Consider the following 16579-nt stretch of genomic DNA (forward strand, 5'->3'; position numbering starts at 1 on the left):
CTTATTCTGCACTCATTAGTTGATCAACACGCTGGAAACCTCGCGGTAAAACATGTCCTCGTTTTGCTCTTACACCCAGGTAGTTTGCAAGATCAGCAGGTTTAAATGTTAAGGTACGTTTACCTGAAATCAGTTTTAAATTAGCATTTTCAGCAATCACCGTGACCGCAACAACCTTATCGCTGCCCGTTGCAAAATCAGCATTATTAATCTGAATGAGTTTATTGCCTTTGCCTTTAGCCAGAGCGGGTAATGCAGCTGCAGGAAAGACCAATAGCCGGCCTTGCAAAGTAACTACAGCAATTAAATCTCCGCTATCTGCTATTTTAACAGGGGCTAGCAAAGCAGCGCCTTTTGCCAGCGTTACAACGGCTTTACCTGCTTTGTTTTTTGATACCCAGTCTTTTATCTGTACTCGAAACCCGTAACCTGCATCACTGACCATTAATATCCAGTCATCCTCATGCCCAGCCCATAGATGAGTAAATAAAGAACCTGCAGGAGGCTTTAAGCGTCCGGTGAGGGGTTCTCCCTGACTGCGTGCAGAAGGTAAATCATGCGTCGTCGTGGTATAAACACGCCCAGAAGAATCCAGTACAAACACGGGTTGTGTGGTACGTCCCAATACCGAGTCAAGAAAAGCATCGCCAGAACGATAGTTTAATCCGTGCACATCAACATCATGCCCTTTTGCAGCACGTATCCAGCCTTTTTGCGATAACACAATGGTGACGGGTTCATTACTTATTAATGCCGTTGCGTTTAAAGCCTGAGCAACATCCCGTTCAATAATAAACGAACGACGCTCATCACCATATTTATCGGCATCAAGCAGTATTTCTTTTCTAATTAAACGATTTAGTAAACGCGCTGACCCCAGTGTTTTTTGTAAATAATCACGTTCTTTTTCCAGGTCGGCCTGCTCTCCGAGAATTGCTATTTCTTCAAGTTTGGCTAAATGACGTAACTTTAATTCTAAAATAGCTTCCGCCTGAATATCAGTAATTCCAAAACGCTCCATCAGAACCGGCTTTGGCTTATCTTCACTACGGATAATAGCAATCACTTCATCAATATTCAGAAATGCAATCAGTAAGCCTTCTAAAATATGCAGGCGAGCTAAAACTTTATCTAATCTGTGTTGTAAGCGTCTACGTACAGTTTCGGTACGAAAACTCAACCACTCGACTAAAATCTCTCGTAAACCTTTTACTTTCGGACGACCATTTAAGCCAATCATATTCAGATTGACGCGGTAGGTTCTTTCCAGGTCGGTAGTTGCAAATAAATGCGACATAATACCTTCGATATCCGCTCGTTTAGACTTGGGCATAAGGACTAAACGTGTTGGATTTTCATGATCAGATTCATCCCTTAAATCTTCAATCATAGGCAGTTTTTTTGCCTGCATCTGGGCAGCTATCTGCTCCAGTAGTTTTGCTCCAGACACCTGGTTCGGCAAGGCTGTAATGATAATATTATGCTCTTCCAGTTCATACTTGGCACGCATACGAATAGAGCCATTGCCAGAGATATATAATTTCTGGATATCTTCTCGACTACTAATAATTTCAGCATCGGTCGGGTAATCAGGTCCTTGAATAAACTTGAACAGATCTTCCAGCCCAGCATCAGGTTCATCGAGTAAATGCACACAGGCATTGGCAACTTCTCTAAGATTATGTGGTGGAATATCAGTTGCCATACCAACGGCTATACCCATTGTGCCATTAAGTAAGATATTAGGTAATCTATCGGGTAATATTGCTGGTTCTTTTAGAGTGCCATCAAAATTATCCAGCCAATCAACCGTTCCCAGCCCTAATTCACTTAGCAAAGTTTGTGCGTAGGCGGTTAAGCGTGATTCCGTATAACGCATTGCAGCAAAGGATTTAGGATCATCAGGAGACCCCCAGTTGCCCTGCCCATCTACCAGAGGATATCGATAGGAAAAAGGCTGGGCCATTAAGACCATGGCTTCATAACACGCTGAATCGCCGTGCGGGTGATATTTACCCAGTACATCCCCAACAGTACGTGCTGATTTCTTATGTTTGGATACAGCACTAAGTCCCAACTCAGACATCGCATATACTATGCGCCGCTGAACAGGCTTTAAACCATCACCAATATGCGGTAGTGCACGATCTAAAATAACGTACATGGAATAATCCAGATACGCTTTTTCGGTAAAGTCTTTTAGTGGGATTTGTTCAAAATTATCCTGTATACCCATGTGGTGTGTGACTATTTATATTTGCTAGTTGAGAAATGACAGCTATATTATCTTATTGTAACTAGCCTGGTAAATTGAATTTGAAAACTGCTTATCGATAGACGCCTTGTCTAATCGCTACAAGGCACAGAATTTGATGATTTTTAAACTGTAAATAATCACTCTCGCAGAATACACTTATTTAACATCATGCCGTGATAACCCGGAGGAGGATTATTGCTTATAGTCGGATTCGGCAAGGGAACTCCGTGTTTTCCCATGCCGATTCGCTTTACCTGTTAGCGTTCACACACAGAATAATAATTTACATTTTCATGCCGTCTTTTTTATTCTTCATTTTTTCATGATGTTTTTTCATCATCTGCTTTTTCATTTGTCGCTTTTGCTCCATATGATCTTTTATTAGCTTTAATTGTTCATCCATTAACTCTTGTTTCTTTTCAGGGTTTTTCTCATCTTGAATGCGATCTGAAAGATCATTTATTTTCAAAATATATTGCTGCTTTTCCTGAGCCTGTTTATCCTTCATTTCATCAGACATTTGCATCATGCCTTTATCAGCTGATTTTCCTTGCTGCATGTTCATAGGCTTTTCTTCAGAAAATGCCGATATACTGGCAAATGACAACACGAGAACTGCAATTGATTTAGCTATATACTTCATGGTTTTATCCTTATATAAAAGTTGTTAATAATTGTGCTCACTTCCTTCCGCACCTTAATAGAAAAAAATGCCTTTGCATCCCTACTTTTTCTCTACACAGACAATAACACTTTACGATTAATTGATCTAGTACTTCAGATAAACAGGAGAATATCCTTTGGGTTGTGCATCAAGAAATTTAGGCAAGTTTTTTTAGGAGCCCAAAGACTCCCTCTGCCTTTGTGCAGGCAGGCTGCATTCCCAAGATAAATAGTGTGTTGTACAAAAACCTAAAGTTAAAAATCAAAGTTAGTAAATAAAATCAACTGCTTATAGCCTTTAAAACCGCCTGCATACTTTCATTAGCATCACCAAACAACATACGCGTATTTTTATGCACAAACAATGGGTTGCCTATACCGGCGTAACCCATTGCCATACTGCGTTTTAAAACTATGCTTGTGTGGCTCTTCCAGCATTCCAGTACCGGCATTCCGGCAATAGGACTGTTGGGATCATCCAATGCTGAAGGATTGACTATATCATTTGCCCCGATAACAATCGTGACATCCACATCCGGAAAATCGGCATTGATCTCATCCATCTCAAAGACAATATCGTAAGGCACTTTCGCCTCTGCTAATAATACATTCATATGACCTGGCATCCGCCCGGCAACAGGATGAATGCCAAAACGCACGTTTTTTCCTTGAGCGCGTAGTACTTTAGTAATTTCATTAACCGTATGCTGAGCTTGCGCTACTGCCATGCCATAACCAGGAATAATCATTATATTTTTAGCATCGGAGAGCAGTTGAGCTGTTTCTAAAACATCAATCGCTATCACGTCGCCTTCAACCTCCGCGGCCTCACTACCCGATGATCCAAAACCACCCGCGATAACACTCAGAAAATTACGATTCATGGCGCGGCACATAATATAGCTTAAGATAGCACCACTACTACCGACCAGGGCACCGGTAACAATTAACAGATCATTACTCAACATAAATCCAGTTGCCGCCGCTGCCCATCCAGAATAACTATTAAGCATGGAAACTACGACGGGCATATCAGCACCCCTTATAGCCATGACCATATGTATGCCAAATATGAAAGCAATCAAGGTCATTAAAACCAGTGCGAAAGTAGTCTCTCCTGTCTCTACTCCGGTTAAAAAAACATTACCTAGCCAAAGTGTGGCCAATAATAAGCCCAGATTAAGCCAATGCCGCCCGGGCAAAAGATAGGGTTTGCCGGCAATTTTCCCGCATAACTTGCCAAAGGCAATGACAGAGCCCGAAAAAGTGATTGCACCTATAAAAATGCCTATATAAATCTCGGCATGATGAATTGTTTTTTCTATACCCTCTAGATTTACCGAGCTATCAACAAAATTTGCATAACCAACCAGTACTGCAGCCATACCAACCAAGCTGTGCATAATAGCAACCAGTTCTGGCATTTGAGTCATTTCAACTTTTAAGGCAATCTTGGTACCGATAAGGCCACCAATGACCAAAGCGATTATCAAGATCACATAGGCATCAACTGAATCACTTATTATGGTGGCAACTAAGGCAATAAGCATCCCAGCCATACCATAATAATTCCCACGACGTGCTGTTTCCTGATGACTTAATCCGCTGAGGCTCAGTATAAAAAGAATCGAGGCAGCTATATAAGACATTGTAATTAGACCTGGAGATATCATGTGCTTGTTCCTATTTTTTAAACATGTCTAACATGCGCCGAGTGACTAAAAAACCACCTGAAATATTGATCGAGGCAATAAGAATTGCCAGGCCCGAAAGAAGTGTAATCATAAATCCGGAACTGGAAACCTGCAGCACAGCACCAATTATGATGATGCCGCTGATGGCGTTGGTAACACTCATTAAGGGTGTATGTAAGGAGGCTGAAACGCTCCAGATAACTTGATAGCCAATAAAGCAAGAGAGAACAAATACAGTAAAGTGTGACATAAACGATGCAGGTGCAACTGACCCTAAAGCAAACAACAAACTGCCAATAATGAATAGCGGCAATACTTGTTTAATCTGCTTAGGTATTAGCCCGGGCTTTACTGAGGGTACAATATCGGCAACTGCTGGCGCTTCGGTCTGTGGTATTGGTGTAGCAGAGACTGAAATAACGGGGGGTGGCCAGGTTATTTTTCCCTGCTTGATAACTGTAGTACCACGAATCACATCATCTTCCATATTAACATCAATAATGCCATTTTTATCCGGACATAATTCAGTTAATAAATGCCATATATTTGTTGCATAGAGTTGACTGGATTGAGCAGCCATTCTGCTCGGTAAATTGGTATAACCGATAATGGTTATACCATATTTAACAACAACTTCATCTTTAACAGTCAGAGCACAATTACCTCCCTGCTCTCCGGCAAGATCGACGATAACACTTCCAGGCTTCATGGTTTCAACCATTCCTGCTGTTATCAATTCCGGCGCTGGTTTTCCCGGGATCAGTGCGGTAGTAATGATAATGTCTACATCCATGGCTTGTCTGGCAAATAAAGCCATTTCTGCTTCAATAAACTCCTTAGACATAATTTTTGCATAACCTCCCGAACCTGAGCCATCTTCTGCAAAATCCAGCATCAGAAATTCCGCATCCATGCTTTCAATTTGCTCTTTTACTTCCGGGCGGGTATCAAATGCTCGAACTATGGCTCCCATGCTTTTAGCCGTGCCTATGGCAGCTAACCCGGCAACGCCCGCACCAATAACCAGAATTTTTGCCGGTGGCACTTTACCAGCAGCTGTTATTTGTCCAGTAAAAAAACGATCAAAATGTTGCGCTGCTTCAATAACTGCCCGGTAACCAGCAATATTAGCCATAGAACTTAAGGCATCCAGTTTTTGCGATCTGGATAAACGCGGCACACAATCCATTGCCAGTACAGTGGCATTTTTCTCTGCCAGCTTTTGCATTAAAGCTTTATTCTGAGCAGGCCATATAAAACTGATTAAATGTCCTCCTTTGGTTAATAATTCTGTTTCATCAATACCTTGTTCAGGATGTGTTTCAGGGGGTCGGACCTTGATGACAATATCTGCATTCTTCCATAAAGTTTTAGCCGTTTTTCTAATCGTACAACCAACTTCCTTATAGGCTTCATCTGAAATATTAGCTTGCTGGCCCGCACCGCTTTCAACGTTTACCTGAAAGCCCAGTTGAATGATTTTTTCAGCCACTTCTGGTGTCGTTGCGACACGCTTTTCACCCGGATGAATTTCTTTAGGTATACCAATTATCATTGTCGTCCCCTTCATTTTATTATTATAAGTTGAATAGAGCTATGCCTGAGCATAAGAGATTGATGGGGTAAATTCAATCAATTTTTGCATTCAATTATAAGTAGTCTGGTTTTTTCTCTGATATTTGACTGAGATACCCATAGTATGTTGCACAATAGTAGCATCAGATAAAATGATAAAATGCCTGTTCTTCCAGAACTAATCATACTTATTGATTTATGCTATAGTTCACATAACTTAAACGAATTAATTATGTAGCGGCATTTGAGCGTTATGGAATACCCATAGGCCAGAGATAATTCTTTGTTCAGGAATTTCGTTAAATAAATTTAGCAAGCTATCTAAAAAGACCGCCTTCAAGCAATTATTTTCACATCCTGGCTACGCTGCTGAATCAGTGACCAAATAAGAATCGTTGCTATGCTTTGAATAAAGCTCATATACTCAAATGCATACACCCTATAGAGAGAAAAAAGTGGAATTGCTAGTACAAACAGCTCATAGTCTTATTATTCTCAAAACCCTGAAACACACAATATGTTTGCCAGTGAATAAGCGACTTAATACTCCCGGTTTATTTCCTCGTAGCAACACTATTGCGACCAGGCAACGTTATATTTAATAACAATCTAATCAAAAGAAAATTATCATGATCTCAGGCTGTAAAAGAATTTTTTTTAGCATTGCCCTATTCGCATTGTGTTATTCCGCTACTTCACTCGCTGCAGATAGTAATGCTGACAATATAGCAGCTAAACTCACTATTATTGAAGACGTGGGGTTTAAAACACCCGAATCCATAGAGTATTATCCTGCTGAGGATGTCTATCTAGTCAGTAATATTAATGGCAATGGTTTAACTGCTGACGGCAATGGTTTTATTTCAAAAATTAAACCTGATGGTAGCGTTATCAAACTCAAATGGATTGATGGTAATCAGAGTGGAGTAGTCTTAAACGCACCCAAAGGACTGGCTATTCAAGGTAACAATTTATACGTCGCCGATATTAACCAGGTGCATATCTTCGAACTTCCCAGCGGCAAACAAAAAACTTCGGTCAAAATAAAAAACAGTACTTTCCTCAATGGTATTACGCCCGGAAATGGTCATTTTGTCTATGTAACAGACAGTGGATTGAAGGCGGGAAAAAAATCTTATGCACCTTCAGGTACTGATGCTATTTATAAGGTCAGGGCCAATGGTAAATATGAGCTGATTTTTAAAGATAAAAACATGGGTCATCCAAATGGAATTACCGTGGATGGCAAGGAACTTATCGTCGTAACTTTCATGTCAGGAGAAGTGTTTCGTATTGATGCGAAGGGTAAACGACATGAATTACCCAAGCCGCCTAAAGGTGATCTGGACGGGCTTCTTAAGTTAGACGATGGTCGCCTTTTAATGTCTAGCTGGGGCGCATCGGCCCTGTATGTGTTGAATGAAGATAATACTTATAGTATTCTCGCTGATTCTCTTGAAGCAGCAGCTGATCTGGGTTTTGATACAAAACGTAAGCGTGTATTGATTCCACTGTTTAATGAAAATAAACTTGTTTTCCTGCAACTTTAAGCTTTCCATTTGTATTTTCTACATAAATAAAGGAAAAGACTTTGCCCAATGTTGCTGTATTAATGGCTGCCTATAATGGTTCGGCATTTATCGAAGCTCAGTTACAAAGCATTCTGCAGCAACAAGGCGTAACGCTGACAGTTTATATCAGCGTTGATTTGTCCTCGGACGATAGTTATGCCTTATGTTGCATTTTTGCTGATCAACACCCTCAAATACAGGTTTTAGAGTATGGGCAAAAATTTGGGGGGGCTGCCGCTAATTTTTATCGTTTAATCAAGGATGTTGATTTTTCAGCTTTTGATTATGTTGCCCTGTCCGATCAAGATGATATATGGCTGGATGATAAGCTTTTAACTGCCTGCTCAAAACTTGAAAAGGGTAATTTTGATGCTTATTCGGGAAATGTTCTGGCATTCTGGCCTGATGGCCGTGAATTATTAATCAACAAAGCCTTTCCGCAACGAAAATATGATTATTTATTTGAAGCTGCGGGTCCCGGCTGTACCTATGTATTACGTACTTCTCCTATGTTGTTGTTCAAGGAATTACTGATTTCAAAATGGCAACAGGCCCAGCAGGTTAGCTTGCATGACTGGTTTATTTATGCATTCTTTAGAGCCAGAGGCTTATCCTGGTTTATTGATCATCAGTATAAATTACTCTATCGGCAACATGCTGAAAATCAGGTAGGCATACACAAAGGCTGGAAGGCTAATGTAAAAAGGCTCAAGTTGTTACACAATGGCTGGTGTAAACAACAGGTTGTCGGCGTCGCAGACTTAATAGCTGAAAACCATCTTAATGTGCAATCAAGTCTCTGTATTCTGAAAAATATCAGCCATTTAAGGCGGCGGTTTCGTGATCGATGCATACTGTTTTTTATTGCTTTAATTGGACTTTATTAACAATGAAAAAAATTTTAGTTACCGGTGCAACAGGGTTTATTGGCAAGGCATTGGTGCAAGAGCTGGTTGAACAACAATTTGGGGTTATTGCAGGGGTACGCTGCTTTGATAAAACTCAAACAATCCAGCAAATAGAACTGGGTGATTTGGCTTCTGCAAAGGATCTGATAGCTACTTTGCAGGAAGTTGATGTTGTCATTCATTTAGCTGCTCGTGCGCATATTATGCATGACACGACAGATGACCCGCTTGCAGCGTTTCGTAAAGTCAACACAGCTGGCACCTTAAATCTTGCACTACAAGCGGCAGAAGCAGGCGTAAAAAGGTTTATCTTTATCAGTTCGATTAAAGTAAATGGTGAAATGACTGATACTAACTCGCCATTTCAAGTGGAGCTCACAGCTCCGCCTACTGACCCTTATGCATTATCTAAATATGAGGCTGAGCATGGCCTTATGTCCTTAGCGCAAAGTACCGGTATGGAAGTCGTAGTTATTCGACCTCCTCTGGTTTATGGCCCTGGTGTAAAAGCAAATTTCGCTGCCATGGTAGACTGGTTGGCTAAGGGAGCTCCTCTACCGCTGGGGGCAATTCATAATAAAAGATCTTTAGTGGCTATGGATAATTTACTTAATTTTATTATGCTTTGTATAACTCACCCAAAGGCAGCAAATGAGACATTCCTGATTTCTGACAGGGAAGATGTATCTACAACACAATTATTACAAAAAATTTTAAAAGCATTACATAAAAAGACGTTGTTATTGCCTGTTCCTGTTAGCTGGATGAGCTTTGCCGCTGTGTTACTGGGTAAGCAAGATGTGGCTTATCGCTTGTTTACTTCATTACTGATTGATAGCTCAAAAGCAACTGATTTGCTAGGCTGGGAACCAGTTATAACTATGGATAAGCAATTGCAGAAAATGGCTGATTCTTATATAAGATAGACTAAAGGGTTGGCCAGTATTCCGATTATTTTTGCATAAGGTTAGTTAGCTGCATAATATATATAAAATTGTAATTTTTTGTTGCTCATTGTAAGGTTTAATCAGCATATTTATGCAAAGCGGCCACTGGGAATTAGCAATATTAAACTTATTGACTGACAGCCTGCGACCCGCAGCAGTTTGTTAAAATGAACTGAATAACACAATTACTTTTCTTATATCAACATGATATTCAGCAATTGTTAAGTTATGTTTTAATGACAAAATACAGACAACTTTGATGAAATCGTCCTCTTTTCTTGTTCCTGGAGGAATTTTCTCTGCTGTAAATCAGTAGTAATATTGAATTATTTGTACCCACAGTAAGACTAGGACTTTGAACTTTAACTGATTCTTGCTATCATTTGTCTTATGAAACGGGTGAGTATTTATTTTTTAGCATTTTTGACTATATGGATGTCCACCTGGATGGTGACTGATATACATGACTGGTCACTTGCGGATGCTAATCAACCTCATCCTGTTTTCTCTGTGCAACAATCTCAACCTGGCTCTGATATTCAAACAGCTTCAACAGATCATAATCCGAACTGTGAGGTTTGTAGTTACGACCATGGCGGACACATGGGACAAACACTGGCTGCGCGCGCCTATATAGCAAAAAGCTTTCCAGCACACAACACACATCAATTATCCCTTCAATTCGAATTCTGGTATTCCAGAAAAATAGCCCCTAAATTGCGTCCCCCTATTGCCTGAACGCTTTTGGCGTTTGGTAAAGGCATAGTTCTGAGTAACAAGATGTGGGCGAAGTGATGCACTTCGTACCTTAGTATTATCCTGCTTTATATTTTATTAGCCCTGTCTTTTCGGTTAATTTACTTATACCTCTTTATCTAACGCCTCCCCCTATTTCATTTCTCAAGTATGACTTGAGGTATTGTTTTCAGTTCAGGAGGTTCAATGAACCCACGAGTAAAAAACACATCTTACGCGTGCGCGATAGTCTCGTTAACAGCGGCAGGATTTTGTTTATCCTTATCTCAAGCTTATGCAGAAACAGGCATTAATGTCCCTAAGCATCAGCTTACCTTGCAATCGCCCGGTATACCTGTACAGCATACCGCTGCTTTAGTGCCTATTAAAGAGCCAACGGATCAACTGGTGTTAGCACAAGCGCTGGCGCTGGCATTAACGGGCAACCCTAAACTTGCGACATTTTCTCAGGAAATACGTGCCCGCGAAGCCGCCACTATACAGGCCAATCTAATACCCAACCCGACGTTTGGTGTACAGGCCTCAAATTTCGGCAATAACAAATTTAAAGGGGCAGACGGCGATTCGATTACCATAGCATTAAGTCAATTAGTTGAATTAGGTGGCAAGCGTGCCGCCAGAACTGAATTGGCAATGTTAAATCATGAACTGGCGAACTGGGATTATGAAACCCAGCGTATTAATGTTTTAACCCAGGTTACACAGGCTTATATTGAAGTCCTTGCGGTTCAGCAGCACTTGCATTTAGCAGAACAATTACTGGATCTGGCCAGGCAAATGGTTGATATTTCTGCTGCAAAGGTTCGCGCAGGTAGCGTGGCACCACTGGAAGAAACCAAAGCAAAAGTAATACAAGCTTCAGCCCAGATTGATCTGCAGCGTACCCAGAAAAAATTGCTTGCCAGTCGTCAGCGCCTGGCAAGCACCTGGGGAGGCACGCAGGTATTATTTCAATCTGCACTAGGCGACCTGGAAGCTATTCAGCAACCGCCAGTATTGCAGGATTTAATCCAGCGCATTAAAGACAATCCCGATTTAGCGCGGTGGGCAACTGAAATTAATCAGCGCCAGGCATTAATCGGACTGGAGAAATCTAAAGCAATTCCCGATATCACCCTTAATCTGGGAGTTAATAATTATCTTGATGATGGCAATGCTTATAACTTGAATGCCGGATTTTCCATGCCTTTACCTTTATTTAATCGCAATCAGGGCAGTATTCTTGCAGCGCAACGACGCTTGAACAAGGCAGAGGATGAGCGTCGAAATACTGAAATCAACACCATGACTGCGCTCAATGTTGTTTATCAGCAACTCAACTCAGCCTATGTAGAAGTCACGACATTACGCGCTGATGTCATACCCGGTGCGGAAAGTGCATTTAAAGTGGCAAGTCGTGGTTACCGTTTAGGTGAATACGATTTTCTGCAAGTGCTTGATGCTCAGCGCACACTTGTTGGCGTAAAAACCCAATACATACAGGCTCAAGCAGATTATCATATGAATGTCGCCGAAATTGAACGATTAATCGGTGGGAGTCTAACCTCATCGGCTATAAAAATGAGCGGAGGCATCCAATGAAGCCAGTCAATTTAAAATTAATATCCTATATTTTTTCCCTATTCATTATTTTATCTGTACCGCCTTTCGCTTTAGCAGAGGAACAAGGACATGCGCATGGGCAACACGAAGATGAAGAACCAGAGCTCAATTTTTCAACTGTTCAATTGCAAGAGTTCGACATAAAACTGGCTCAGGCAAAATCTGGGGTTATTATTAAAACCCTGGATTTAACGGGTGAAGTCATTGTTGCACCCGAGCGTTTGTTTCATATTGTCCCTCGTGTTTCAGGTGTCGTACGTCAGGTATTTAAACATTTAGGTGATAAAGTAGCAGCAGGCGATCTTTTAGCAACACTTTCCAGTCGTGAACTGGCAAATGCTAAAGCAGAATTTGTCGCTGCAGATAGTCTATTACAGCTGGCAAATACCAACCTGAAACGTGAGCGGGAATTGTATAAAAGCAATATCACGGCAAAACGGAGCTACCTGGTAGCCAGACAAGTTCAGGCTGAAATGTCGATTAATCGTAAAGCTGCTGAGCAACGCCTGTTGGCTACCGGTTTGAGCGAAAAATCCATTCTTGCTGTGATCCGTAGTGTCGATAAAGACCTGACATTGTATGAATTACGCGCTCCAGCGGATGGCGTTATCATTGAAAAACATGCGGCTCAGGGTGAAGTGCTGAATATCAATACCCGTAGTTTTACAGTGGCTGATTTATCCCAAGTCTGGGTTAACCTGACGGTATATCAAATGGATTTACCCTCTATTCATCAGGGGCAACAAGTATCAATCAGCACTCACTTTGGCATAGCGGACCAACAAACGGAATCCATAAGTCACATTAGCTGGTTAAGTCCAACATTAAATGAAAAAACCCGTAGCGCAACTGCCAGAGTGGTGATTGACAACCCGAATGGCTATTGGCGACCCGGTTTATTTGTCAGCGCTAACGTAGCTATCGCAAAAAAGCAGGCTGATATTGTGATTCCTTTAACAGCGCTACAAACCATCGACGGGCAAACCAGTGTTTTTGTACAACATGATGATGCCGGCTTTGAGGCACAAGCGGTACAAACCGGACGCAGAGACTTTCAACAGGTTGAAATTATCCAGGGCTTAAAACCGGGACAAACCTATGTCAGCCAAAATGCCTTTTCCTTGAAAGCACAGTTGCAGAAAGGTGAATTTGCTGAAGGCCACAGCCATTAGCTTTGGATGTACTAACAAATGGATGCGCTGACGAAAGGAAGCGCATCACTGCAATAAAAGAAAGTTACGCTTCGTGTCTCTCAGCACATCCTACGAATACAATACTCCTCTGGAGATTTTATGATCGATCACATAATTAATTTATCTTTGCGCAGTCGGCTGTTAATGCTGGTGCTTGCCGTTGTGGTGATTGCAACGGGCTATCGAAGTTACCAGGGCTTGCCTGTCGACGCCTTTCCTGATGTCTCACCTAATCTGGTGCAAATATTCACCATTACTGACGGTCTGGCGCCTGAAGAAATTGAAATGTACGTGACTTATCCCGTCGAGGCAGCCATGACCGGCTTGCCAGGGATAGAGAAAATCCGTTCAGTCTCGAATTTCGGTCTATCGGTGGTCAATGTCTATTTTGAAGATGATGTAAGCATTTACTTTGCCCGGCAACTGGTGGGCGAACGCTTACAGGAAGCGCGGAATCAGATTCCGTCCAGTTTTGGTGAACCATCAATGGGTCCCATTTCAACAGGAATGGGTCTGGTGTTGTTTTACTACCTTAAAGATGATACCCAAAAATATTCATTAGAAGATTTACGCACCATGCAGGACTGGATTGTTAAATTCAACTTGCAAACCGTGCGCGGCGTCACCGAGGTTCTGGGCATAGGCGGCTTTGAAAAACAATTCCATGTGGTTGTGAACCCTGATGCTTTGTTACGCTATCAAGTAACACTAAATGAATTAACCGAACGGGTTCGGGCTAATAATCTCAATGTCGGCGCACAGTATCTGGAAAAAAACAGTGAACAGTTCATTATTCGTTCTGTGGGTTTGGCTAAAGGTATTGATGATATAGAAAATGTTATCGTTAAAACCGTGGATGGGCGTCCCGTCTATTTATCGGCACTTGCTGAAATAAAAATTGGCGGCGCAATTAGACGAGGACTACAGACTCGAAATGGTGAAGGTGAAGTAGTTGCCGGTATGGCCATTAAATTGTATGGCACTAATGCATCCACAGTAATTGAACGGGTTGAACAGAAAATACAGGATATCAATAGAACCTTACCCGAAGGTGTCAGTATCGTGCCTTATTATCAACAAAAAGATATTGTTGAAGGTGCTGTTAATACGGTCAGCAGTGCTTTAATACAGGGCATTATCCTGGTTGCCTTGGTGCTATTGGTCTTTATGGGCGGCTTTCGTCCCAGTCTGGTGGTTGCGCTTTCCATTCCTTTTTCGGTGATGTTTACCTTTATCGCCATGGGATTACTGGATATGTCTGCCAATTTAATGTCATTAGGTGGACTGGCTATTGCCATCGGCATGATGGTTGATGGCACCATCGTGATGGTCGAGAATGTAGACCGTTTATTAAGAGAATCCAATCCTGATGAGTCACGTTTACATGTCGTAGGTAGAGCCTGCCGCGAAGTGGGACAACCCATTTTGTTTGCCATTGCCATTATTATCATTGTATTTTTACCGCTATTTACCCTGGAAGGTGTGGAGGGAAAAACCTTTAGACCTTTGGCTTATACGGTTGCATTGGCCATGCTGGGTTCTTTGGTTTATGCCTTATTCCTGGCTCCGGTCTTATCTGATGTATTGATGCGACGCAAGTCAGTAAAGGATGAAAAGCTGGGGCTGGATGAACGTATCCTCAATGCGTTGTTAAAACCTTATCGACCTTTAGTTACATACTTTGTTAATAACCGAAAACTTGCGATTGCACTATCAGGTGGACTGTTGTTATTAGGTATGGTGATTTTTCCATTTCTGGGTTCCGAATTTACCCCTAAATTACAGGAAGGCACTATTGTGGTACGTTTGACGATGGCGCCCTCAATATCCATCAATGAAAGTAAACGTAATACCCTGATTGTGGAAAAGCTATTATTAAAAATTCCCGAGGTGATAGAAGTCACCAGTCGCATTGGACGAGGAGAGGTAGGAGCACATGCTGACCCCATTAATTCAGCGGAAATGTATATCATTCTTAAAGATAAAGACCAGTGGCGACAACCAGGCGACCAAGGATTTATTGAAAAAGAAATTCGTCAAACTGTGGCTGAACTTCCTGGTATTACTGCAAATTTAACTCAACCCATTGAAATGACGGTAGATGAGCTATTGGAAGGTGTCAGAGCAGAATTGGCGGTTAAATTATTTGGTGATGATTTAGGGCAACTCAAAAGCAAAGCGGATGAAATCGCTGCCGTTATCAAAAAATTTGACGGCGCAGCAGACGTACAAGTTGACCAGGTCTCTGGAACGCCGCAACTGGTTATCACCCCGGATCGTCTTGCCATTGCCCGTTATGGTCTTAATCTGGCTGATGTACAAGATGTTATTAGCAGTGCTATCGGTGGCGTGACTGCAGGACAGGTATTTGAGGGGATACGCCGTTTTGATATTCTGGTGCGTTATCAAAAGCAAGACCGGGATAGTATCGAAGCAATTCGCAATTTATTAATCAGTGGACCTGAAGGGATCAAAGTGCCTTTAGCACAAATTGCGACCATTGAAGAAATTGTCGGACCTAGACAAATCACTAGAGAAAATAACCAGCGCTTTATCAGTATTCAAGCTAATGTGATTGATCGGGATATAGTGTCGTTTGTCGAAGAGGCACAGCAAGTGATTGATAGCAAGATAAAACTGCCGCCTGGTTACTTTACTACCTGGGGTGGACAGTTTCGTTTGCAACAGGAAGCGAATAAACGTCTGGCTGTTGTGATTCCAGTGACTTTAATCATTATTTCCTTATTGCTCTACAGTAGTTTTGGCTCTGTTAAAAATGCGGCGTTAATTTTACTCAATATTCCATTGGCATTAGTCGGCGGTGTAATTGCTTTGTGGATTAGTGGGCAAAATTTATCTGTCCCTGCCTCTGTGGGATTTATCGCTCTATTTGGGATTGCTCTGGAAAATGGCATGGTATTAATGACTTATTTAAATCAATTAGTGAAGGATGGCGTGTCTATTGATGAAGCCTCCATTAAAGGCGCTTGTTTAAGAGTGAGACCAGTTTTAATGACAGCAGTAACCACGGCATTAGGACTCATTCCGTTATTGTTGGCATCAGGCACTGGCTCTGAAGTGCAAAAACCTTTGGCAACTGTCGTAGTTGGGGGGCTTGTGACCTCAACATTACTGACCTTGTTAGTCATACCGGCATTGTATAAATGGTTTGCAACATCCGATAAATAAATTGATGCACTTTCCTACTGTAGGATATGCTTAGGTACAAAGCGCATCAAACAACCACACTTTTATTATGATGCGCTTCCTGTTGTCCGCACATTCTACATTTTGGATGTTATATTAATGACAAACTATCGACGCATTTATATGCCTGGCGCGACTTGGTTATTCTGACTTTTGCCGGAATGGTGACTTTGTGGCAGGCCATTGCAGCCGATATGGGGACTTCT

At 41.6% G+C, this 16579-nt stretch carries 11 protein-coding genes; 7 read left to right on the top strand and 4 right to left on the bottom strand.

Annotated elements, in window-relative coordinates; translation table 11 throughout:
- Nucleotide 1 precedes the first annotated feature (1 nt).
- From parC to AU255_RS10910, 4 genes are all read right to left on the bottom strand, one after another.
- A complete protein-coding gene (gene parC, locus AU255_RS10895) occupies nt 2–2236 on the bottom strand; it encodes a DNA topoisomerase IV subunit A (protein WP_080522886.1) in 2235 nt (744 codons plus the stop codon).
- A 304-nt stretch (nt 2237–2540) separates the two neighbouring features.
- A complete protein-coding gene (locus AU255_RS10900) occupies nt 2541–2900 on the bottom strand; it encodes a hypothetical protein (protein WP_080522887.1) in 360 nt (119 codons plus the stop codon).
- A 301-nt stretch (nt 2901–3201) separates the two neighbouring features.
- Nucleotides 3202–4590, bottom strand: coding sequence for a Re/Si-specific NAD(P)(+) transhydrogenase subunit beta (gene pntB / locus AU255_RS10905; RefSeq protein WP_080523344.1), 1389 nt, complete (start codon nt 4588–4590; stop codon nt 3202–3204).
- 13 nt (nt 4591–4603) lie between these two features.
- The gene (locus AU255_RS10910; protein WP_080522888.1) at nt 4604–6169 is read right to left on the bottom strand and encodes a Re/Si-specific NAD(P)(+) transhydrogenase subunit alpha; all 1566 of its coding nucleotides are present in this window, start codon (nt 6167–6169) and stop codon (nt 4604–4606) included.
- A gap of 649 nt (nt 6170–6818) precedes the next feature.
- On the opposite strand from AU255_RS10910, the gene AU255_RS10915 reads away from it, so the two are divergent.
- The 7 genes from AU255_RS10915 to AU255_RS10945 all read left to right on the top strand — a co-directional run bounded on the left by AU255_RS10915 (nt 6819) and on the right by AU255_RS10945 (nt 16355).
- Nucleotides 6819–7739 (top strand): NHL repeat-containing protein, encoded by a 921-nt coding sequence (locus tag AU255_RS10915; RefSeq protein ID WP_080522889.1) that lies wholly within the window; start codon nt 6819–6821, stop codon nt 7737–7739.
- A gap of 41 nt (nt 7740–7780) precedes the next feature.
- On the top strand, nt 7781–8647 hold the full coding sequence (locus tag AU255_RS10920; protein WP_143735906.1) for a glycosyltransferase: 867 nt from the start codon (nt 7781–7783) through the stop codon (nt 8645–8647).
- 2 nt (nt 8648–8649) lie between these two features.
- Nucleotides 8650–9594 carry a UDP-glucose 4-epimerase family protein gene (locus AU255_RS10925; RefSeq protein ID WP_080523346.1) on the top strand — a complete coding sequence of 315 codons (945 nt, stop codon included), beginning with the start codon at nt 8650–8652 and terminating at the stop codon, nt 9592–9594.
- 411 nt (nt 9595–10005) lie between these two features.
- Entirely contained in the window at nt 10006–10353 is a 348-nt protein-coding gene (locus AU255_RS10930; protein WP_143735907.1) for a hypothetical protein, read from the top strand.
- Nucleotides 10354–10557: 204 nt separating this feature from the next.
- Complete coding sequence (locus tag AU255_RS10935; protein WP_080522891.1) at nt 10558–11952, top strand: TolC family protein; 1395 nt, start codon at nt 10558–10560, stop codon at nt 11950–11952.
- Complete coding sequence (locus AU255_RS10940) at nt 11949–13145, top strand: efflux RND transporter periplasmic adaptor subunit (protein WP_080522892.1); 1197 nt, start codon at nt 11949–11951, stop codon at nt 13143–13145. The genes AU255_RS10935 and AU255_RS10940 overlap by 4 nt, the downstream gene beginning before the upstream one ends.
- Before the next feature lie 120 nt (nt 13146–13265).
- Nucleotides 13266–16355, top strand: coding sequence for an efflux RND transporter permease subunit (locus AU255_RS10945; RefSeq protein WP_080522893.1), 3090 nt, complete (start codon nt 13266–13268; stop codon nt 16353–16355).
- Nucleotides 16356–16579 lie beyond the last annotated feature (224 nt).

It is taken from the genome of Methyloprofundus sedimenti (assembly GCF_002072955.1).
GTDB lineage: Bacteria > Pseudomonadota > Gammaproteobacteria > Methylococcales > Methylomonadaceae > Methyloprofundus > Methyloprofundus sedimenti.

Excerpts from the sequence above, each read along its gene's own strand:
- parC (WP_080522886.1), bottom strand. The coding sequence starts at position 2,236 with ATGGGTATACAGGATAATTTTGAACAAATCCCACTAAAAGACTTTACC.
- AU255_RS10900 (WP_080522887.1), bottom strand. The coding sequence starts at position 2,900 with ATGAAGTATATAGCTAAATCAATTGCAGTTCTCGTGTTGTCATTTGCC.
- AU255_RS10940 (WP_080522892.1), top strand. The coding sequence starts at position 11,949 with ATGAAGCCAGTCAATTTAAAATTAATATCCTATATTTTTTCCCTATTC.
- AU255_RS10945 (WP_080522893.1), top strand. The coding sequence starts at position 13,266 with ATGATCGATCACATAATTAATTTATCTTTGCGCAGTCGGCTGTTAATG.
- AU255_RS10935 (WP_080522891.1), top strand. The coding sequence starts at position 10,558 with ATGAACCCACGAGTAAAAAACACATCTTACGCGTGCGCGATAGTCTCG.
- AU255_RS10910 (WP_080522888.1), bottom strand. The coding sequence starts at position 6,169 with ATGATAATTGGTATACCTAAAGAAATTCATCCGGGTGAAAAGCGTGTC.
- AU255_RS10915 (WP_080522889.1), top strand. The coding sequence starts at position 6,819 with ATGATCTCAGGCTGTAAAAGAATTTTTTTTAGCATTGCCCTATTCGCA.
- AU255_RS10925 (WP_080523346.1), top strand. The coding sequence starts at position 8,650 with ATGAAAAAAATTTTAGTTACCGGTGCAACAGGGTTTATTGGCAAGGCA.
- AU255_RS10930 (WP_143735907.1), top strand. The coding sequence starts at position 10,006 with ATGAAACGGGTGAGTATTTATTTTTTAGCATTTTTGACTATATGGATG.